Origin of the sequence: Micromonospora olivasterospora, assembly GCF_007830265.1 — a bacterium.
GTDB classification, from domain to species: Bacteria; Actinomycetota; Actinomycetes; order Mycobacteriales; family Micromonosporaceae; genus Micromonospora; species Micromonospora olivasterospora.
The window spans coordinates 6,331,145-6,351,287 of the sequence record NZ_VLKE01000001.1 but is presented as its reverse complement, the minus strand read 5'-3'; the positions used below and the strand labels follow the sequence as shown (position 1 = coordinate 6,351,287).

The 20,143-nt window shown below is 71.2% G+C and carries 20 protein-coding genes and 2 pseudogenes; 17 read left to right on the top strand and 5 right to left on the bottom strand.

Features of this window, described 5'->3' with window-relative positions; translation table 11 throughout:
* The first annotated feature begins 343 nt into the window (after positions 1-343).
* The 9 genes and pseudogenes from JD77_RS28690 to JD77_RS28650 all read left to right on the top strand — a co-directional run bounded on the left by JD77_RS28690 (position 344) and on the right by JD77_RS28650 (position 8,892).
* Positions 344-1,555 carry a low temperature requirement protein A gene (locus JD77_RS28690; RefSeq protein ID WP_145776984.1) on the top strand — a complete coding sequence of 404 codons (1,212 nt, stop codon included), beginning with the start codon at positions 344-346 and terminating at the stop codon, positions 1,553-1,555.
* A pseudogene (locus JD77_RS35270) lies at positions 1,503-1,996 on the top strand (DinB family protein). Before JD77_RS28690 ends, JD77_RS35270 begins: the two are co-directional and overlap by 53 nt.
* A 134-nt stretch (positions 1,997-2,130) precedes the next feature.
* Positions 2,131-2,601: a UPF0158 family protein gene (locus JD77_RS28680; protein WP_145776983.1), complete on the top strand. Its 471-nt coding sequence runs from the start codon at positions 2,131-2,133 to the stop codon at positions 2,599-2,601.
* Between the two features lie 266 nt (positions 2,602-2,867).
* Entirely contained in the window at positions 2,868-4,133 is a 1,266-nt protein-coding gene (locus tag JD77_RS28675; RefSeq protein ID WP_145776982.1) for a PLL family lectin, read from the top strand.
* Between the two features lie 557 nt (positions 4,134-4,690).
* Entirely contained in the window at positions 4,691-4,897 is a 207-nt protein-coding gene (locus JD77_RS28670; RefSeq protein WP_145776981.1) for a hypothetical protein, read from the top strand.
* The gene (locus JD77_RS28665; protein WP_145776980.1) at positions 4,894-6,531 is read left to right on the top strand and encodes a serine/threonine-protein kinase; all 1,638 of its coding nucleotides are present in this window, start codon (positions 4,894-4,896) and stop codon (positions 6,529-6,531) included. The genes JD77_RS28670 and JD77_RS28665 overlap by 4 nt, the downstream gene beginning before the upstream one ends.
* Before the next feature lie 54 nt (positions 6,532-6,585).
* The gene (locus JD77_RS28660; protein ID WP_145776979.1) at positions 6,586-7,452 is read left to right on the top strand and encodes a hypothetical protein; all 867 of its coding nucleotides are present in this window, start codon (positions 6,586-6,588) and stop codon (positions 7,450-7,452) included.
* Between the two features lie 196 nt (positions 7,453-7,648).
* Complete coding sequence (locus JD77_RS28655) at positions 7,649-8,200, top strand: DUF5872 domain-containing protein (RefSeq protein ID WP_145776978.1); 552 nt, start codon at positions 7,649-7,651, stop codon at positions 8,198-8,200.
* 83 nt (positions 8,201-8,283) lie between these two features.
* A complete protein-coding gene (locus JD77_RS28650) occupies positions 8,284-8,892 on the top strand; it encodes a class I SAM-dependent methyltransferase (RefSeq protein WP_211372723.1) in 609 nt (202 codons plus the stop codon).
* Between the two features lie 250 nt (positions 8,893-9,142).
* Here JD77_RS28650 and JD77_RS28645 read toward each other — a convergent pair whose 3' ends face one another.
* Positions 9,143-10,120: a COG1361 family protein gene (locus JD77_RS28645; protein ID WP_145776977.1), complete on the bottom strand. Its 978-nt coding sequence runs from the start codon at positions 10,118-10,120 to the stop codon at positions 9,143-9,145.
* A 302-nt stretch (positions 10,121-10,422) separates the two neighbouring features.
* Here JD77_RS28645 and JD77_RS28640 point away from each other — a divergent pair, with 302 nt between their 5' ends.
* From JD77_RS28640 to JD77_RS28620, 6 genes and pseudogenes are all read left to right on the top strand, one after another.
* On the top strand, positions 10,423-11,334 hold the full coding sequence (locus JD77_RS28640; protein WP_246141061.1) for a D-alanine--D-alanine ligase family protein: 912 nt from the start codon (positions 10,423-10,425) through the stop codon (positions 11,332-11,334).
* A gap of 85 nt (positions 11,335-11,419) precedes the next feature.
* Positions 11,420-11,623, top strand: a complete 204-nt coding sequence (locus JD77_RS34395; protein ID WP_246141059.1) for a hypothetical protein — start codon at positions 11,420-11,422, stop codon at positions 11,621-11,623.
* 93 nt (positions 11,624-11,716) lie between these two features.
* Positions 11,717-11,923 (top strand): M15 family metallopeptidase, encoded by a 207-nt coding sequence (locus tag JD77_RS34390; protein WP_246141058.1) that lies wholly within the window; start codon positions 11,717-11,719, stop codon positions 11,921-11,923.
* 91 nt (positions 11,924-12,014) lie between these two features.
* Positions 12,015-12,431, top strand: a pseudogene (locus JD77_RS34385) (thioesterase II family protein); the annotation flags it as partial.
* A gap of 91 nt (positions 12,432-12,522) precedes the next feature.
* Positions 12,523-12,798: a thioesterase II family protein gene (locus JD77_RS34380; RefSeq protein WP_246141057.1), complete on the top strand. Its 276-nt coding sequence runs from the start codon at positions 12,523-12,525 to the stop codon at positions 12,796-12,798.
* A 585-nt stretch (positions 12,799-13,383) separates the two neighbouring features.
* The gene (locus JD77_RS28620) at positions 13,384-13,818 is read left to right on the top strand and encodes a class I SAM-dependent methyltransferase (protein ID WP_342799669.1); all 435 of its coding nucleotides are present in this window, start codon (positions 13,384-13,386) and stop codon (positions 13,816-13,818) included.
* Between the two features lie 2 nt (positions 13,819-13,820).
* Here the strand turns inward: JD77_RS28620 and JD77_RS28615 are convergent, their stop codons facing one another.
* Positions 13,821-15,218: a DEAD/DEAH box helicase gene (locus tag JD77_RS28615; protein ID WP_145776975.1), complete on the bottom strand. Its 1,398-nt coding sequence runs from the start codon at positions 15,216-15,218 to the stop codon at positions 13,821-13,823.
* 177 nt (positions 15,219-15,395) lie between these two features.
* Positions 15,396-15,614, bottom strand: coding sequence for a hypothetical protein (locus JD77_RS28610; RefSeq protein WP_145776974.1), 219 nt, complete (start codon positions 15,612-15,614; stop codon positions 15,396-15,398).
* 228 nt (positions 15,615-15,842) lie between these two features.
* Here JD77_RS28610 and JD77_RS28605 point away from each other — a divergent pair, with 228 nt between their 5' ends.
* Together JD77_RS28605 and JD77_RS28600 are read left to right on the top strand one after the other, a co-directional pair.
* Positions 15,843-16,865: a YeiH family protein gene (locus tag JD77_RS28605; RefSeq protein ID WP_246141055.1), complete on the top strand. Its 1,023-nt coding sequence runs from the start codon at positions 15,843-15,845 to the stop codon at positions 16,863-16,865.
* A gap of 56 nt (positions 16,866-16,921) precedes the next feature.
* Positions 16,922-17,833, top strand: coding sequence for a LysR substrate-binding domain-containing protein (locus JD77_RS28600; RefSeq protein ID WP_145776972.1), 912 nt, complete (start codon positions 16,922-16,924; stop codon positions 17,831-17,833).
* A gap of 59 nt (positions 17,834-17,892) precedes the next feature.
* On the opposite strand, the gene JD77_RS28595 is transcribed toward JD77_RS28600, so the two are convergent.
* Together JD77_RS28595 and JD77_RS28590 are read right to left on the bottom strand one after the other, a co-directional pair.
* A complete protein-coding gene (locus JD77_RS28595) occupies positions 17,893-18,873 on the bottom strand; it encodes an LLM class flavin-dependent oxidoreductase (protein WP_145776971.1) in 981 nt (326 codons plus the stop codon).
* Positions 18,874-19,002: 129 nt separating this feature from the next.
* Positions 19,003-20,067: an LLM class flavin-dependent oxidoreductase gene (locus JD77_RS28590; RefSeq protein WP_145776970.1), complete on the bottom strand. Its 1,065-nt coding sequence runs from the start codon at positions 20,065-20,067 to the stop codon at positions 19,003-19,005.
* Positions 20,068-20,143 lie beyond the last annotated feature (76 nt).

Sequence of the window (20,143 nt, the reverse complement as noted above, 5' to 3'; positions counted from 1 at the left end):
TTGTCGACCAGCGTTGCCAGGGCGTTGTCAACAGCCTGACGTGCCGCAGCGCGCCGACCGGCCCGGCGATTTACGGAAGCTCCCGAGAAACCTTCCGGGGCAGCTCTCGGGGAACCGGCGCAGACGCCCTCCGGCACGGTGGTCAGCCGCCGCGCCGGAGGGTGTCTATCCGGCGGTGCTGTCCGCGCCGCCGTCGGCCATGCGGCAGCGGCCGGCAGCCGTCGGCTTCGAGCTGGGCGAGTTCGCCGTTCGTTCTATGGGTGGGATCGGCGCGAGTGCACGCGCGCCGACAGGGCGGCGTGGCAGGGTAACGGCGTGACGGGTCAGCCAAGTGAGGTCGGCGATGATGGAGGCAGGGTGGTCCGGCCTGCTGCGCAAACGTGGGAGCCCGCAGCAGGCGACGTTCCTGGAATTGTTCTTCGACCTGTCGTTCGTCTTCGTCATCGAGCGGATCGCCCGGCGGGTGACCGAACAGTTGGCCCGTCCTGGCGTTGCCGAGTCGTGGCTTGCTCTCCCGGCTGCGGGCAAGACGCTGCTGCTGCTCATGCCGCTGACCTGGGTGTGGACCACGACCGCGTGGACGACGGCCAGAATGGACCCACGCCGGCTACCCGTGCAGGTCATGGTCATCGTGACCATGTTCGGTGTCTTGATCATGTCGGCTGCGCTGCCGACCGCCTTCCGCGGCGGCGGCCTGGCCTTCGCTGTGCCGTACGTTGTCCTCCAGGTCGGCCGGTTCGTCGTCGTCAAGGCCATGCTGCCCGGGCACGAGCTGCAGGACAGAGTCACCCGAGAGCTCGTCTGGTTCGCGCTGACGGGCATCCTGTGGATCGCCGGCGCGCTCACCCACGACGGGGCCCGGGTGCTGCTGTGGGTTGCCGCAGCGGCCGGGGACTTCTTATCGGCACGATTCGGGTGGCCCGTGCCGAAGCTCGGGAGGTCCCGTGCCACGGTGTGGGCGGCGGCCGGCGAACATTTGGCCGACCGTTACCGACAGTTCCTCCTGATCGCTCTCGGCGAGTCCGTCCTTGGCATCGCCCTGGCCTACACCAGCGGCCTGTACGACGTCGCATCGACAGCCGCGTTCGTGATCGGGTTCGTCACCACTGTCCTGCTGTGGCGGATCTACTTCTACCGCGCTGGGCAGATCCTCGCCGACGCCATCGCCGCGTCGAAGGACCCCTCCCACCTCGGCCGAGTGGCCGCCTTCACCCACTGGATCATGATTCTCGGCATCATCATCACCGCCATCGGATACGAACTCGTCATCCCCCAGCCACTCGGCCACACCCTGCCAGCCTGGGCCGCGGTCATCCTCGGCGGCCCCGCCCTGTACGTCGCCGGCCGCGCCCACTTCGAGTACGTGGTCTTCGCCCGCGTATCCCGACCACGGATCATCGGGGTCCTCATTCTCGTCCTTGCAGCCCCGCTGATGGTCCTCATACCACCCCTGCTCGCCGCCCTCACCGCAATGCTGGTCCTGACTGGGATCGCCGCCACCGATGCCGCACGCGCTCGCGGAAAGCCACTCGAAGCCCCATCACCACCCAAATGAAGGATCCGAAGCCGAGGAAAGGGCACCCCGGGTCGCGCTCAATGGCTGCTTGGACGGGCTGACAGAGGAACAGGCGCGCCGATCGTTGGTGGCCTCCCGGACCACGCTGCTCGGTCTTGTGAAGCACGCGACCTTCGTCGAAAGGTCTGGTTCGACGAAGCCGTCACGTGCCGGCCGCGCGCTGAGATCGGCATCCATGCGACGTCAGACGAGTCCTTCACCCTCGATGACGACGACACGATCGCCACCGTCCAGCACGCGCACCGTGAAGCCTGCGAAGCATCACGCCAGGCGGCGTCGTCCCTGGGTCTGGACGACATTCTTCACGGGCACCGGCGGGGCCCGGTTCCGCTGCGGTGGGTGTATCTCCACGTGCTGCGCGAGCTCGCCCAGCACTGTGGGCACGCAGACATTCTCCGGGAGCAGCTCATCAACGAGTAGAGCGCGGAAATTCGCTCCCGCCGCGAACCGAGCATCACGTAGCGTGAGCGTGGACGGCGGGCTGGCGGGTGCCCGGCACTGTCGTGTGCTGTCGCTGGTCGAAGCGCGGAACGAAGCGGGTTTATGGTGGCTGGATGCTTGACCTGAGCAGGCTGGACCTGGAGGCGATCGCTACCGCGCTCGAGGACCAGACCGACTACGAGCACCGATGGCTGATCGACCCGCAGACCGGCGAGATCGTGTTCTGGACGACGGACGGTGGCATCGACGGACACACCCCCGTCGACCTTGACGACCTCGACCTGGTGGGCATCGACCCGCTGCCGTCCTACGTCTGGTACCAGGACATGGCCGACTTCGCTGCGGGGGTCAGTGACGCGGCGGCCGGCCGAAGACTCGCGCGGGTTATCCAGGGCCGGGGTGCCTTCCGCCGGTTCAAGAACGAGTTGCACGAGGAGTATGCGCACCTGCTGCCGGCGTGGTACGCCTTCCGCGACGTTCGCGCACGGCGGCGGGCGGTGGAATGGCTGGTCGACAACTCGCTGGTCGACGACGACACGGGCGAGCGTTTCGTGGCCGAGCACCCGGATCCCGACCTCCCCTGAGCTGGCGTCCGCGCCGCGATTTCCTGTACGACGAACGCGCGGATCCGGTCACCTCGATGAGGGGCCGTCGTTGCCCAGGTTGCATCGATGGGGATCAGTCTGGGGTGCTGACGCTGGCCGCCCCAGATGACGGTAACCCGACCGGTGTCGATGTACGGACATCGCCGCAGAGGGGTTCCTGCCACGCTCTGGACCATCGCCCGCCGGCGCTGTCGACAGACAGCGCCGGCGGTTGTGCGATTCCGTCGCGAACAGGAGTCCCATCCATGCTGAGATCAAGACGACGAACGCGGGTACTCGCCGCCATTCTGGTGGGTGCGGCACTGACCGTCGCCGCCGCCCATCCCGGGGTGGCGCGGCCCGCGCTCGCGTCGAGCACGGCCCGTCCGGTGTCAACCGCTGCGGCGTGGCACGTCGAGGACCTCGGCGCTCCGGTTCCAAACCTGGGATACGCCAAGGTGGTCGGGGCGGTCAGCCTCCAGGACGGCCCGGCGAGCGACCCCCGGCCGTACATGTTCAACGTGATCAATGATGCCCTGTGGGTGATGTCGCCGGTCGCGGGCAGTTGGCGGTGGACCGCGCGCGGCGCACCCCCGGTGAGCCGGATCAGGGGCTCGGTCGGTGTCATCAAATTCCTGGACCAGTCCACGTCCATCGAGCGTGCCTACGTCTTCGTATACACCGACGACGGTCACCTGTGGGGTAACTGGTGGGACGGCAGCCGTTGGGCCTGGACCGACATCGGCACGCCCGGCGGCACCACGGTCAGCGCGCCGGTCGGTGCGGTCGCCGTACAGACCGCTCCTGGCAGTCAGGCGGTCCCGTACATCTACGTGATCGGCGCCGACGGACATCTCTGGTGGAGCCGGAAGAACAACACCGGACAATGGACCTGGACGGACCAGGGCGTCCCGGCGGGGGTGACCCTGCACCGCCTCGCCGACCCGGTCGGTGCGGTCAACCTGCGGCTGTCGCCCACCCAACCCGACCTGCCCCAGGTGTTCGTGCTGGACGTGCAGGGTAATCTCTGGCGCCACGGCTTCGACGGCTTGACCTGGCGTTGGTTTGGCCACGGTTCACCGCAGCCCAGCTACAACGCGCACGGCGTGGGTCTGGTCGCTGTCCAGAACGGCCCCAACGCCGCATCCCGCCCCGAGGCATTCATCGGCGTAAACGGCCAGGTGCTGGAGCTCACCTGGTACAACGACGCATGGACGTGGTCCACTCATTCCAGCTCGGGCACCACCCATGTCCGGCACGCCGGCACCATCGCCGTGCAGGACGGCTGGGACACCCAGCAGCGACCCTACGTCTTCTCCTGCGACCTGGAGGGCGGCCCGCTGCGCACCAACTGGTGGACCGGGGCGCAATGGGTGTGGTCGGTGCAAGCTGGCACCGACGCCGCCGGACTCGACCCCAGCTGCGGGGATGCCGTGGCCCTGCCGAACAGATTCACCGGCACCCGGTACCCCTACGTCTTCTACTGGTCCCGGCAGCAGCCGATGCGACTCATGCTCACCTGGTGGGGCTGACCGGCACCGCACGCCGGAGACGGTCCCGAGCCAGCCGGGCGCATCCGGTACGTCATCGTCCCGCTCGCCGGTGACCGGTGCGTCGATGCTGGTCAGGTGCCGGACGACATGCCGGCTCAGGGGTGCCCCTGAGCCGGCATGGGGACTGACCCACAGCGGAAATCCGCGTCGCAGGCAGCCGACGGCGCGGCGCACTCGTCGTACTGCGACACCAGTGGCTGGTCCCGTGGTAGGCGTTGCGGCGGGCCTCCTGGTCGCGCGAGCGCAACCGGCGCAGCAGGTCGGGCACCTCCACCGCCGGCCCGTACGCGTGCTGCACCGAGCCCCGGTCGACCGCATCCCATGATCTCTGTCGTCGCCACACCGGCAGCAGACTACGGTCTGAGCCCCTCGCCGTCCGCCCCATGCTCTGCGCCAGCGCCGAGCACGGACTGTGGGCCGAGCGGTGCGACGCACCACGGCCGACTCCACTGGCTGGGAGCCGTTGGATCACCGGACCCACGTTTGCCCGCGCCTGTGCGCCCGGCGGCTTGCCGGGGGATGCTACCTGTTGCGGCGTGTCCGTCATCGACCACGCGCCGACCGCGTCGCCCGGCCCGCATACGACCGGCCCCGAGCCCGGCCAGCACCCCCGCTCCCGGGTCGCCGACCGGACGGCGGAAGCACCCGTTGCGCCGATGGACGGCAGCTCCGACGCGACCAAAATGATCAGCGAGACGGGAACCGACACCCGTTCCTGGATCGCCGTGGAGTACGTCGCATGAGCGGCTGGCAGTTGTCCGGCTACACGCCTGTCCGTCGGCTCGGTGCCGGGGCGTCGGGCAGCGTCATGCTCGCCACCCACGATGCCACCGGCACTCCGGTCGCCATCAAGTACCTCGTGCGTGACATCGGCGACGACCCGTCCTTCCGGACCGCCTTCCGGCAGGAGGCGCGGTTGCTCGGGGAGATCGACGACCCGCACATCTCCCGGCTGTACGAGTACGTCGAGTGCGCCGAGGGCGCGGCGATCGTCATGGAACTGGTCAACGGAGTGTCGCTGCGGCAGATGCTGCGCGAGCACGGCCCCACCACCCCCGAGTCGGCGCTCTGCGTCCTCAAGGGCTCCCTCGCAGGGCTCGCCGCCGCGCACGCCCACGGCGTCGTGCACCGCGACTACAAGCCGGAGAACGTGCTGGTCACCGGCGAAGGGCTGAGCAAGCTCGGCGACTTCGGCATCGCCATGCCGATCGGCCAGGGCTCCGACACCACCGTCTCCGGCACGCCCCGCTACATGGCGCCCGAGCAGTGGACCGGCGCCCCGGCCAGCCCCGCCTGCGACATCTACGCGGCCACCGCCACCTTCTTCGAGTGCCTGACCGGCCTGCCGCCCTACGACGGGCGGAACATCTTCACCCTGCGCGAGCAGCACGCCACCGCGCCGATCCCGACCGAACCGGCCCCGGTGCCGGTACACGACCTGCTCCGGTACGGCATGGCGAAGCAGCCCACCGACCGGCCGCAACCCGCTCAGGTCTTCCTCGAGCTCCTCGACCGGGTGGCCGGCGAGGCGTACGGCCCGGAGTGGGAGGAGCGCGGGCTGCGCGAGTTGGCGCGACGGGCGGCGTTGCTGGCCGCGCTGTGGCCGTTCCCCGACGGCGCGGGCGGCGCCACCAGCCTGGCCAGCACGGTGCTCGGCGCGGGCGCCATCCGGGCCCGCGGGGGCCTGTTCCATCAGGGTCGGAAGCGGACCGCACTGGTCGGTGGCGCCCTCGTAGCGGCCCTGCTGGCCGGAGGCGCCGGCTACAGCTACGCCGCCCACGACGGCCCGGCGGTCGCCGACGGCCCGGCCGGCGTCGATCCGGCCGCGTCCGGCACTCCGGCCGCCACCCCGACCGGCGCCCCCACGCCCACCCTGGGCCCCACCGCGGTAGCGTCGCCCACGCCCACACCGCCGGCGGTCCCGACGGCCACGCCCAGCCCGTCCCGCCCGGCCACCCCGACCCGCTCACCGGTACGCACCAGCGCGCCGCCGACCCCGACTCCGACCACCAGCACCGCCCCGCCCGACGTCACCGCCCCCACCGTCGACGGCGTCAGCGCCAACCCCGGTCAGCTGGAGGCGAACGGCTGCCCGTACGGCTACCAGACGAGCACCGTCGCAGCCACCGTCACCGACGACCGCAGCGACCCGGCCGGGCTCAAGGTCACCTTTCGTTACACCCTGGAGAACGTCACCTCCACCGTCCCGATGAGCCCGGCCCGGCGGGGCGGCTTCCAGGGCACCCTCGGTCCGCTACCGATGCCGAAACTGACCACCCGCATCCCCATCCGCGTCACCGCCGTCGACGCCGCCGGCAACACCGCCACCTCCTCGACGGTGTACGTGACCCTCTACAACTACTGCACCCCCGGCTGAGGAGTACGACGTGCCCGCTGCCCACACCGTCGCCCCGAGCTGGAGAGGGTTCGCGTGACCCGGCCGGAGGAGCCCACCGAGGCACTGCCCACCCGGGCGATGTCGCCGGCCGCCGACCCGGGGGCGACCCTCGACCTCGACCGTACCGTGGCGCTCGGCGACGCCGGATCCACCGCGACCGTCCACCTCGACGCGACCGGCCGGACCGCGTACCCAGGGGCGGCCGAGCCGACCATGCGCTCCGGCGCGACCGATCGGACCATCAGCTTCGGTGCGGCGGACGCCGCCACCACGCGGTTCGGCGCGCCCGACACCTCTGCTACCAGGCCGGCCACCGCCACATACGGCGGGACGACCGACGCGCGTACCCAGCGGTCGGCGCAGGTGCCGGCCGCAGGTGGCCCGGCCCAGCAGGCGCCGAGCGGCGAGGTGCGCTTCGGACCCGGCGTGCCGGCCACCCCACCGGGCGCCCCCGCCTGGCCTGCCACGGCCCCGGCGAGCCGCCCGCGCCCGCTGTGGCGCCGAGGGGTCTCGGTGCTCTCCACGCTGCTGACCCTCGCGTTGGTCGCCGTGGTCGGGCTCTACCTGTTTGAGCGGCTCAGCCCGCTCGAGGTGGAGGGAGTCACGGTAGCGGTGCCGCGGCCGGCCGGTAACCGATGCGACGTCACCGTCGACGTGGTCGCCACCGTGCGGACCAACGGCAGGGGCGGGACGATCCGCTACCAGTGGCTTCGCTCGGACGCGCCGCCGGGCGCCCTGCTCACCGAGCGGGTCGGCCGGGGGCAGCGGAGCGCCACCCTCACCCTGAAGTGGACGTTCAGCGGGGTCGGCGCCACCACCGAGACCGCCACCGTCAACATCATCGAACCGTCGCCCGTGCAGGCCGGTGTTCGGTTGGCCTACCGCTGCCGGCGGGGCTGACCGGGTCTCCCGCCGCGTGCTCTGCGGGCCAACCATGTCGTCCTGACCGAGCGGCCGGTGTCCGTGCTCTGGGGGGCGAGCAGCCGCCCCCACCGCCGTCGCCCAACTGCACAAGTACGTGTCCCAGCTACGGGTGGTTGAAAAGTGCGCGGTCCCGCACGTGTTCACCCCGCTTCGCACCGGGTACCGGCATGTCATGGCGCGGTACACGAAGCCGGAACTCAGAGAGCAGATCAAGAACGAAATCAGGGCGTCCGACAAGGGCGGCAAGCGGGGGCAGTGGTCGGCACGCAAGTCACAGCTGCTGACCAAGGAGTACGAGAGGCGCGGCGGGGGCTACCAGGGACCCAAGGACGAGCGGCAGCGGTCCCTGCAACGCTGGGGCGCCGAGGACTGGCAGACGAGGGAGGGCTCCACCCGGGCGCGCAGGAACGGTGAGACGAGCCGATACCTGCCCGCGCAGGCATGGGAAGAGCTCTCCGAGGAGGAACGGCGCGCGACCGACACCAAGAAGCGGCAGGCATCCAAATCCGGCAAGCAGTACGTCGCCAACACGGCACCGGCCAAACGGGCGCGCAGAGACGCGACGGCGGCCGAGCGGCTGGCGGACGTGCCGGTCGCCGAGGCCACGAGACTCGTCCGCGGCCTGGACGCGGACCAGCTCAGGGCGGCACTGCGGCGGGAGCGTGGCGGCCGGGCCCGCAAGACCCTCATCCGGCGGCTGGAGTCGGAACTTCACCGGCGTTGACGCGGGCACCGCAAGGGACGACCTGCTTTCCGCGCCGGCCCCGGGGCTTGTTCTGTCGATTCGGGACCTCATACAGTCACGCGGTGAACATGGCGCGGGTCCGGCAGGCGTATGCGGCCGTCGCAGAGCTCTACATCGGGCTGTTCGGTACCAGCCAGCAGGTACACGCCGACGACCTCGCCTTCATCGGGCGGCACCTGGCGGGCCGACCTGGCACGGTACTCGACCTGGGTTGCGGGCCCGGCCACATCACCGATCACCTTCGATCGCTGGGCGTCGACGCCACAGGAATCGACATGGTTCCCGAGTTCATCGCCCACGCGCAGGCGGCCCACCCGGGCGGCAGGTACCAACTCGGGTCGATGGAAACTCTCGCCGTCGCCGACCACTCCATCGCCGGCATCCTGGCCTGGTACTCGTTGATCCACCTACCGCCGCAAGATCTCGACGGCGTGCTCGCCGAGTTCCGGCGAGCAATGGTCCCGGCCGGAACGTTGGTGCTCGGCCTCTTCGACGGTGACGAGGTCGCGGCCTTCGACCACAAGGTCGTGACCGCCTATCGCTGGCCCCTCGACGAGTTCTCGGAGCGACTGACGCGAGCTGGCTTCGCGGAGGTTGAGCGCCTGCAGCGGCCCAGCGACGGCACTCATCGGCCACACGCCGCTGTCGCAGCAGTCGCGACCGGAGGGTGAGCTGACCCCTCACCGGGTTACGAGACATCCCTTCAGCCTGCCGGACCGCGCTACTTGTCCGGGCGCCCCGTCTACGTGGCCGGTGTCGATCGGTCACATCTCTCCGGTCCAGATCATCAGGCGGGCCAGCGACGACGCATCGGCCGGAGCGACATGTCTGTTGTCCCACATCAGACTCAGCGACGGGCGGGATGGTTTCCCATCCCGCCCGTACGTGGACGGGGGTCCGCACCGGCCGATAGGGGACAGATCAGGCTGCTGGCCTCTCGTCCTCGGGGGTGACCAGGATTGTCCGGCGACGCCGGGCAACGAGGAACAGCATGCCTCCGGCCGCCAGCGCGGCGAGGCCGATTCCGCCGATCAGCCCGGCCTGCGGCCCGGTGACCGGCAACCCGCCGTCACCATCACCGCCGCCGGCGCCACCATCGCCGCCGCTCTTCGCGGCCAGCACTACGGCGAACCCGTCCCGATTGTCACTGTGGTCCACGTCGGCCGCCGGTACGGCGATGGCGTTCGCGGGCAGTTCGGTCCGCGCAGGCTTGGAACGGACGTCCGTCGACTGCTCGGCCAGGCCCTCGACCTGCACGGTTCCGTCCCTCAACGTTGCCGGCGCGGCGGCGGAGGCCGCAGTCGTCACGAGGTTGTACAGCTCGACCGCCGAGTAGATCGTGTCGTTCGGATCGGTGTCCTCGGCGGCGGGAACGAGCGTGAGGTCCTCGTAGGTGCAGACCGCCGAGCGCGCGGCGTCGGCGAGGACACACTGCGTCGGCGGCCTGGTGAAGGTCGCCCCCTTGGGCAGGTGCAGCGTGACCCGCACGCCGCTGACCGCCTTCCGGCCCTGGTTGGCGATGGTGTACCGCACCGCACCCGTCTCACCCGGGTTCAGCGTCCCGGTGGACTCGGGCGTGCCGTCGCCGCCGACCCGTACCGACTGCTTCACGTCCCGGGCGACCAACGAGAGGTCGGCGCTGGGCTGGTCGACCAGCTCAAGCGGGAACCACTTGGTGTTGTTCGCCGGATTCGCGTCCTTACCCGACTCGATCCTCACCGACGCTTCGAACCTGCCTTCGTAAGGCTCCTCGGTCGTGTAGACAGTTGCGTCGATGGGAATGTCGACGGTTTCGCCAGGCCCCGGAATCAGTTCTGGCGACAGCCGGCAGTAGAAGCCGCCGAAATCGCCGTCACACTCGCCTGCACCCCCTGAATGCCACAGCAGCGCGACCGGCATGGGGTCACCCGGTGGCTGGTGGACGTCGACGGTGACCTCGTTCGGGGTCTCGTTTCCCAGGTTGCTGACCTTCAGATAGGCGACCTTTCTCCCGACCCCCAACGGGAGCCTTGTCCCGGACGCGTCGACCGTGAGGTCCGGACCCCTTTTCGCCGCCTCGGCGGGATCGGCGGGGAGGGTCATCCCGGCGAGGAGGAGCAGCGCGGCGACAGTTCGCGACAGCCGCCGATGACCAGAGGCCATGGCAGAACCCTTCAAGATGAACGGACAGTGCGGTTGAGAACACTATCGGCGATGTTCGTTTGGCGGTGCTGTTCGGTGGGCGCAGCGGGGAACACGACGTCTCCCGCCGCTCGGCGGAAAGCATCCTGACCCATCTCGACCGCGACACGTACGACGTGACCGAGGTGCTGATCGAGCGGGACGGCCAGTGGCGGGTGAACGGCGACCGGGCCACGTTCGCGCAGGCGCTGCGGACCCTCGGCGACCAGGACGTGGTGTTCCCGGCGCTGCACGGCCCGTACGGTGAGGACGGCACCGTCCAGTCGATGCTGGAGTGGCTCGGCGTCGCGTTCGTCGGGAACGGTGTCTTCACCGGCGCCGCGGGAATGGACAAGCCGGTCACGAAGAAGCTCCTCGCCGCCGACGGCCTGCGCGTGGCCGCCGGGGTGACGCTGCGCCCCCACGAGGAGCTGTCGTCGCGGGATCAGGAGCGACTGGGACTGCCGGTCTTCGTCAAACCGGCCCGGGCCGGCTCCAGCCTGGGCGTCTCCAAGGTCGAACGATGGGCGCACCTGCCCGCCGCCCTGCGGCTCGCGCGCGAGAGCGACGCGAAGGTTCTCGTCGAACGCGCCGTGCGCGGGCGCGAGATCGACGTCGGCGTCCTCCAGCACCCCGACGGTCGCGTCGAGGCCGGGCCGCCGCTGGAGATACAGGTGGCGACCGCCTCCTTCTTCGACTACGACGCCAAGTACGACGACGGCGCCGTCTTCCACATTCCGGCCCAGCTCGACCCCGGCACCACCGGGTGGGCCGGAGACTCCCGGGAGCTGGTGATCAACGAGGTCAACACCTTCCCCGGATTCACCGCCGCCTCCCAGTACCCGCAGATCTGGCAGCGGGCCGGGATCGGCTTCTCGGCGCTGCTGGACATCCTGATCGAGGGCGCGCTGCGGCCGCGCCTCGCCGTCTTTCCCTCTCCGGCGGCCTGCTGATGGCCGTCTGCACCGCCGCACGTCTCCGCGGCATCCGCGTCGTCGTCGCCGCGCGACACCTCGCCGACGCCGGGCGGTGCCGCTCATGATCCTGCTGTCCGATCGACGAATCTCGGCCATCCCGCTGGGCGACAACGGGGAAGCCCTGGTCGACGTGCGCCAGGTTGCGGAACTTCGGGTAGACGATCGCCTGGCCGACGAGGCCGGGGCCTACGCGCACCTCCGTGAGGCAACGGTCCAGCGCTTGCTCGCCGCCCAGCGGACCCTGCCTCGGGGGCTGCGGTGCTGATCATCGAGGGGTATCGGCCGCTCAGCCTGCAGACGACCTACCTCGAGAGCTACCAGGACGAACTGCGCCGCAGGTACCCGGAGTGGGACCCCGGTGGACAGCGCCAACGCCTGCTACACCGGGTCACCCGACATCACCCCGCAGGCCCGCACCAACCGCGACGTCCTCGCCCGGGCGCTCTCGTCCGCCGGCATGGTCAACTACCCGACCGAATGGTGGCACTGGTCGTTCGGCGACCGCTACTGGGCGCTGAGCACCGGAGCCACCCGGACCCGGTACGGGACGGTAGAGCTCCCGTGAGCGGCAGTACGAGAGCGACAGCGCCGAGCGGCCAGTGTCGGGTCGGCGCACGGGGATCACGGCCTGGGCGGCTCCGCTGCCTGGTTGACCTATGCTCGCGGTCATGGCCCTGGAGAGTGCGGGCGGCGCGACCCGCTGGTTCGGGTCGGTGGCGCGGTCCACCGGCGATGCGCAGGTCTTCGTCTTCCCGCATGCCGGTGGCATCGCCGCGTCGTTCCTTGAGTGGCAGGCGATGGCCGAGCCGGAGCTGTCGTTGCAGGTCGCGCTGATGCCGGCCAGGGGGACCCGGCTGCACGAGCCGCCCCTCGACGACGTCACGGAGCTGGTGGATCAGCTGACCACGGCGGTCGTCGAGCGGGCGTCGGGGCCGTTCCTGCTGTTCGGGCACAGCCTGGGTGCGCTGGTGGCGTTCGAGGTGGCTCGGGAGCTGCGCCGCCGGGGCGCGCCCGATCCGCTGGCGCTGCTGGTCAGCGGGGCCGAGGCGCCGCAGACCCGGCTGATCGGGCAGCGCTGGCACGAGCTCGACGACGCCGGCCTGATCGAGGCGTTGCGCGCCTTTGGGGGCCACCCCGGCCGGACTGCTGGCGGACCGGGAGCTGATGGAGCTCATCCTGCCGGGTATCCGGGCCGACTTCGCCCTGTCCGAGCGGTACGCCTACCGGGCCGAGTCGCCGCTGGAGCTGCCGGTGCATGTGCTGCTCGGCGACGGGGACGAGCACGTGGACCTGGACCGGGCGGCCGGGTGGGCGCTGGAATGCGCGACCCCGCCACAGCGACACGTGTTCGCCGGTGGGCATTTCTTCCTGACTGACCACCAGTCGGAAATCTTGGACCCTATGCGCCGTATCGTCGCCAGCCACACCGCTGTGGCGTAATCGTCGACAAAGGACGTGTAAGGACTCCTGCCCACACCGGAGCTTCCCTGGTGTCGGGTGTCTGACCTGGCGGACCGGTGAAACGCGGTGCTAAAGTTCGCCGTCCGTCCATCGAGAAAACGTCGCTGACGAGGCGGCAAACCGTTGCGTGCGCCGAGGTGCGGTCGCCGGCGAGCGCGCCCGCCAGGGACGACGCGTTGTAGCCTCGACCGGCCGCCGCGGCCCTGGTGGCCTTGAGCAGGTGACCAGCCTACGCAGCTCACCCATCACCGGGGTCGGCCCGCCAAGGTGGAGGTCGAGGATGACGACGTCGGCCTGGGCACCCTCACCGAGCCACGCGACGCGGACGTCATGACCCGAGGCGGCCACCCGTATCGGTGGTGCGCCGGAGGATAGCCAGTGGGCCACCCCGGCCAGCACGGCTGGGTGGTCGTCGATGATCACAGCGGTCAGCTGTCGGTCGTCCCCCATCTGGCCTCCACTCGCACATACCCGCCATAGGTGTCACAGTCGACCGAAACCTGTGCGGAAATCGGGATGACCACGCCCCAGGCCCTCGCCCGGTACGTCCTGGACCATCCGCAGGTGGTGGCCGGCCGGCGGATGATCGACGTAGCGTCCGGCTCCGGTCTGGTGGCCATCGCCGCAGCCAGGGCGGGCGCCTCCGAGGTGACCGCCAACGACATCGACCCGTATGCGCTGGCGGCCGTCGCGATGAACGCCACGGCCAACGCGGTCACGCTGGCGGTGGACGAAGGTGATCTGCTCGATGGTGATGGCGGCGTCGCCGACGTGATCCTCGCCGGCGACGCCTTCTACGACCCCGAGATGGCCGCGCGGATGCTGGGGTTCCTGCACCGCGCCGCCGACCGCGGCGCGCGTGTCCTCGTCGGTGATCCCGGCCGCGGGCACCTGCCCCACCGATGGCTGCAGGTACTGACCAGCTATCAGGTAGGCGGCTTGGGCGCCGCCGAGGACGCCGAACTCACCGAGGTCTCGGTGCTCGGCCCCGTCGGGTAGGGTCAGCGCCCGCCGTGGCGAGCGCCCGGCCGAGCCCGGGCGGAGAACGCCGCCGCACCGGATCGCGCCGGTGCGGATCCCGGTGCGGATCGTGTCGAGGTGGTCGATGCCGGCTTGTCGCCGCGTCGGCCCCGGCCGCCGTGGGCGGGCTGCGCCTCGTGCCGCCGGCCGGCGGACTGCGGTACCGGCTGGGGGACCAGCGTCCGCTCCCCGGGGGCGAGCTGGTGCAGCAGCGCGTCACCCGGGCGCAGCCGGGTCGTGGTCGCCGTGATGCCCGCCTTGCGGGTCAGTTCCCGTACCTCGGGCACCTGCCCGTCGGTCATCAGCGTGACGACGGTCCCGGCCGCGCCGGCCCGGGCGGTACGGCCCGAGCGGTGCAGGTACGCCTTGTGCTCGACCGGCGGGTCGGCGTGCACAACCAGAGCCACGTCGTCAACGTGGATACCCCGGGCGGCGATGTCGGTGGCGACGAGCGTGTGCACCTCTCCGGCGGAGAACGCCCGCAGGTTCCTGGTGCGCGCGCTCTGGGCCAGGTTGCCATGCAGTTCGACAGCGGTCACACCGGCCGCGACCAGCCGGCGGGCGAGGGTTCTCGCCCCCCGCTTGGTGCGCGTGAAGACCACGGTGCGGCCCGGCGCGGCGGTCAGCTCGACCAGCACGGCGAACCGGTCGTCGGCGTGGACGTGCAGCACGTGGTGCGCCATCGCGGCGACCGGCGACAGCGTCGAGTCAACGCTGTGCACGACCGGATCGGTGAGGAACCGCCGCACCAGGACATCGACACCGGCGTCCAGGGTGGCGGAGAACAGCAGACGCTGCCCGCCGCGCGGAGTCCGCTCCAGCAGCCGCCGTACGGTGGGCAGGAAGCCGAGGTCGGCCATGTGATCGGCCTCGTCGAGCACGGTGATCTCGACGGCGTCCAGGTGTGCGTTGCCGGCCTCGACGTGGTCGGCGAGCCGGCCCGGGCAGGCCACCAGGACGTCGACCCCGGCGCGCAGCCCGGCGATCTGGGGGCGGGCGGCGACGCCGCCGAAGATGGTCATCGTGCGTAGCGACAGCGCCTGCGCCAGCGGTGCCATCACGCTGTCGATCTGGGTGGCCAGTTCACGGGTGGGTGCGAGGATCAGCGCCCGGGGGCGTCCGGCCCGCCGTGGCGCGGAGGTGGCGGCCAGACGGGTCAGCACCGCCAGTACGAAGGCATAGGTCTTGCCCGAACCGGTGCGGCCCCGGCCGAGCACGTCCCGCCCGGCGAGCGCGTCAGGCAGGGTCGCGGCCTGGATCGGGAACGGCCGCTCCACTCCGGCCGCGGCCAGCACCCGGTTGAGCGCGTCGGGCACGCCGAGGTCGGCGAAGGTGGGGCAGTTGGACGAGGTGGTCTGGCGCGGGCGGCGTGCCGCCATGAAGGCTCCGAACGTCGAAGGGACGTCCCGCCCGGCGCTGGCCGTCTCGGCTGCGGCGCGTGGCGTGGGACATCGAACTCGGCCCGCCATGATGGGCGGGCCTGCTGCAGTCTACTCGAACCGCACCGGATCCCGCCGCCTGCCGACCGGCGGTGAGCCGAGGATCGCCGCGACCGATCAGGGCGCGACGACCTGCCACCGGCTCTGCCCGTCCATCCATGCCCCGGCCAGGATCTCCGCCGACTTCCGCCCCGGGCACTGGTGGATCTTCGACCGGCCGGCGCCGCCGCCGACTCGGGCCTCGACCTCCCACGACACGCCATCGGTGCGGATGTACACGTCGCGACGCCCGCGCACGGTGCGGTCGCCGTTCCACCAGTGACGCTCGGTCTTCACCCCCCGACCGTATCGCATCAGGTCCGAGTGTGTAACGTTGACGATCTTGGTACCTCCGACGTCGACGAGGCGGCCGAGCACACCCGGCATGATCCGCGCCCGCCGGGACGGCGGCCCGGCGGGGTCGATGGGCTGGCGCAGCGGCGGGTTTGGTCATAGGTGCTGGCTATGACCGTGGTCCGGAAATGTGCGCTACCGGGGAGCGCCGTGCGGGCGAAGCCTGGACTGGTGATCGTTCTTGCCGAGGTGCCCACCCGACGCCGCGCGCCCGTCCAGGCCGGCGGGCTCGGCGCGGCGGTGTTGCTGGGACTCGCTGCGACGGTTGCGGGCACGCAGGTCCCCGTGGTCGGTGCGCCCGTCCTCGCCGTCGTCGCCGGGGTGCTGCTGAGCCCGCTGGCGCGGCGCCGGCCCGAGGCGCTGGAGCCGGGGCTGAGCCTGGCCAAGGGTGTGGTGCTGCAGTTGTCGGTCGTCTTTCTCGGCGCTCGGCTGTCGCTCGGCGAGGTGCTGTCGGCGGGCGTGGGGTCGCTGCCGGTCATGCTGGGCACGCTCGGGGTGTGTCTCCTGTTGGCCTGGTCGGTGGGCCGGCGGCTCGGCGTTCCCCGCGATCTGCGCACGCTGATCGGTGTCGGCACCGGTATCTGCGGCGCCTCCGCCATCGCGGCCACGACGCCGGTCATCCGGGCGAAGAGCAACGACGTCGCGTACGCGATGTCGACGATCTTCCTCTTCAACGTGGCCGCCGTGCTGGTCCTTCCGCCGCTCGGGCACGCACTGGGGCTGAGCGGGCACGCATTCGGGCTCCTGGCGGGCACCGCCGTCAACGACACCAGTTCGGTGGTGGCCGCCGCTGGCGCCTACGGCCAGGACGCCGTCGGACCGGCCGTCGTCGTCAAGCTCGTCCGCACCCTGATGATCATCCCGGTCGTCCTCGTCCTCGCCACGTCGAGTCGCCGCCGCGCGGACCTGCCGGAGGCGTCGAAGGCTCGGCTCGCGGCCTCGCTCGTGCCCTGGTTCCTGGTCGCCTTCCTCGCCGTGGCCGCGCTGAACACCGGCGGACTGATCCCCGCCGCGGCCCAGGCCGTTCTGCACCAGGTGGCGCTGCTGTTCGTCGCGATCGCCCTCGCCGCCGTCGGCCTCTCCACCGACGTGGCCGCGCTCCGCCGCGCCGGTGCCCGGCCGCTGCTGCTCGGCCTGATCCTCTGGGCCGCGGTCGGCTCGACCAGCCTGGGCCTGCAATACCTGCTGGCCTGATGGCGAGGCCCGGGACGGGCCGGACACCCCCGAGCGCCTGTGACAGACTGCGCGCGATGCCACTGCCGCCCTGGATAAGCGATCTGCCGGCGCTCGACCTGCTGCTGTCCGTCGCCGAGACGGGAAGCGTCGGGCGCGCGGCGCAGGCGCACGGGATCACCCAGCCCAGCGCCAGCGCACGACTCGCGAAGCTGGAGCGCCGGCTCGGCGTACCGCTGTTGGTGCGGTCGCGACGCGGGAGCCTTCTCACACCTGCCGGCGAGGCGGTCGTCGCCTGGTCGCGCAACGTCATCGACGCCGCGCAGGCCCTCGCCGACGGAATTCTGACGCTGCGCGCGGACCGGCAGGCGCGGCTGCGTATCTCCGCGAGCCTCACCGTGGCCGAGTACCTGCTGCCGGCCTGGCTGCTGAGCCTGCGCCGTACCCATCCCGAGCTGCACATCTCCGCAGACGTCGCGAACAGCCACGGCGTTGTCGAAGCCGTCCGCTCGGGCGCGGTGGACCTCGGGTTCGTCGAGTCACCCGACATCCCTGCCGACCTGAGCACCCGCATCGTGGGCCGCGACCGGCTCGCCTTGGTCATCGCCGCCGGCTACCCGCTCGCCGCGCACGCCTGGCGCGAGCTGCGGCCGACGGACCTCGCCGATCAGCCACTGCTGCTGCGTGAACCGGGCTCCGGCACCCGCGACACGTTCCTGAACGCGATCGAGCACGCCCTCGGCTTCGCGCCGTCGCTGCCGCACGCCATCAACCTCGGCTCGACCACCACGATCCTCTCCACGGTCCGCGCCGGCGGTGGCATCGGTGTGATCAGCGCGCGCGCAGCCGCGCCGGCCATCGCCGCGGGAGAAGTGATCGAGCTTCGGGTCGAGGGCCTCCCCCTGACCCGTCCGCTGCACGCCCTCTGGCTCGGCCGTACCCCGACCGCCCTCGCAGTGGAACTGTTGGCGATCGCGGCCGCTCCTTGATCGGACCGAGGCGCGCTTCCGCTTCCCGGGGGTACTCGTCACCCAGGCACCCTGGTGCGTCAGGAGCGAGTGTCGGTCAGCATGCCGACAACTGCCGCCGCGCGGTCGAGTTGCTGCCGAAGGTCGCCGACCGCGGAGAGCACCACGCTGTCCGCACCAGCATCGTGCAGTTCGCGGATCCGGCGGACACAGTCGGCCGGAGTACCAACTACGGCGAGTTCGTCGACCCACGAATCCGGTACGGCGGCGGCGCGTTCGGCCTCGGGCAGTGCGGCGATCTGAGCGAGTTGTCCGGCCAGGTCCAACGGGTCGAGATGGGCCGACCAGGCCGGGTCGGTGATCGCGGCGGTCAGCACCGGACGCACGGCGTCGCGGCCCGTCGCCGCGTCCTCGTCGACGTGACACAGCGCGTAGGCGGTGATCGGGTGCGCGCGCCGGTCGCCGCCCTGTCCGCGCTCGATCGAGGCGCGAGCCGCCGCGAGGTAGGCCGGCGTGACAGGCTCGGCCAGCAGCGTTCCGTCGGCGTGGCGGCCCGCCACCTCGAGCGACTTGGGACCGCGTACCCCGGCGATCACGGGCGGCGGCTGGCGGGGCGGAAACTCCAGGGCCACCTGGTCCAGCCGCACATAGCGGCCCCGCACCGTGACCTCCTCGCCGGCGAGGAGCCGGCGGACCGCGTCCAGGTGCTCGCCAAGCGCGGTCAGCGGCGAGGCCGGTGCCGCGCCGACCTGACGCATCCAGTCCCGCATTCCGTGCCCCAGTCCACAGGTGAGCCGGCCCGGGTACATCTCGGCCAGCGCGGCGACCTCCATCGCGGTGAACGCCGCGTTACGCGCGACCGCCGGCAGGATCCCGATGCCGACCGTGATGTGTTCGGTCGCGGCCAACGCGGTCGCCGAGGCGGCGATTCCGCCGGCAAAGAAGCAGTCCTCGACCACCCACATCTCGTCGAAACCGGCCCGCTCCACCGATCTCGCAACCGCGGCGATCTCCGGTGCTGGCAGCCGGCACGGGATCTGGAAACCGATCCTGGGACGCATCACGGGCACTCCTGACGATCACTCGACTCGGGCCCGGACAGTATCCCCGGTGCGGCGGATTCGAGTAGGCCCGCGAGCAGCCCAAGGCGACAGACGCCGCTGCCACTGAAAACCTCACGGCGCCGGCGCTCAGCCGCGCAGCAACGGCAGAAGCTCGTCGCCCTGGCGCCTGATCTCCGGCAGGTAGGGCGTATCGGAGAGCACGAAGTGGGTGATGCCCAGCCCCTGATACTTCCGCAGCGACCGCGCCACGTCCTCGGCGGAGCCGACCAGCCAGGTGGTGCCCGCCCCGCCGCCACCGAACCTGCCGGGAGTGGTGTAGAGGTTGTCGTCGAGCACCTCTCCGCGTGCGGCGAGGTCGAGCAGACGCCGCTGACCGACAGCGGCCTGCCAGTTCTGGTCCCGCGCGGTGCGGCCCGTGGCCCTCGCCATCTCTGCCACCTTGGCTTCGGCGTCGGCCCAGGCCTGTTCGGTGGTGTCCCGCACCAGCGTGGTGACACGCAGCCCGAACTCCAGCGGGGCGTGCTCGCGTCCCAGCTTCTCGCCGAGCTGCTTGAGTCGCTCGATCCGCTCGGCCACGCCGTCGAGGGGCTCGCCCCAGAAGAGCTGGACGTCGGCCTCGGTGGCGGCCACCTCCTCGGCGGCGGGGGAGGCGCCGCCGAAGTAGAGCCGGGGGTGCCTGCGGTCGCCGCGGACGACCGGCCGGAGCGCGACCGTGGAGCCGGTGACGCGGAAGTGCTCGCCCTGGTAGGTGACGTGCTCCTCGGTCCACAGCCTGCGCACGATCTGGAGGAATTCCCGGGTGCGGGCGTAGCGGTGGGCCTGGTCGCCTTCGCCGTCGCCGTACGCCGCCAGGTTGTCCTTGCCCGACACGATGTTGATCAGCACTCGACCCCCGCTGAGATGGTCGAGCGTCGCGGCGGCGGCGGCGAAGTTGGCGGGCCGCCAGTAGCCGGGCCGGATGGCGATCAGGGGCTGGAAGGTCGTCGTCTGGGCGGCGAGTGCGGCGGCGACCGTGAAGGTGTCGGGCCGTCCCCAGCCGGTCCCGATGAGCGCGCCGCCCCACCCGTGCTCCTCGAGAGCCCTGGCGTGGCCGGCGAGGGTGTGCAGGCTGTTGTGGTTCTCGACGACGTCGTCGCCCCGATGACCGGGCTGAACCTGATTCGGGATGTACCAGAGGAACTCGAGGCTCATCAGTGGACGGCCTTCCTGCTCGGTTGGGTGAGGTGGGGGAGGGGCGTTGCCCGCGGGGCGGAACGGCGACCGTGCC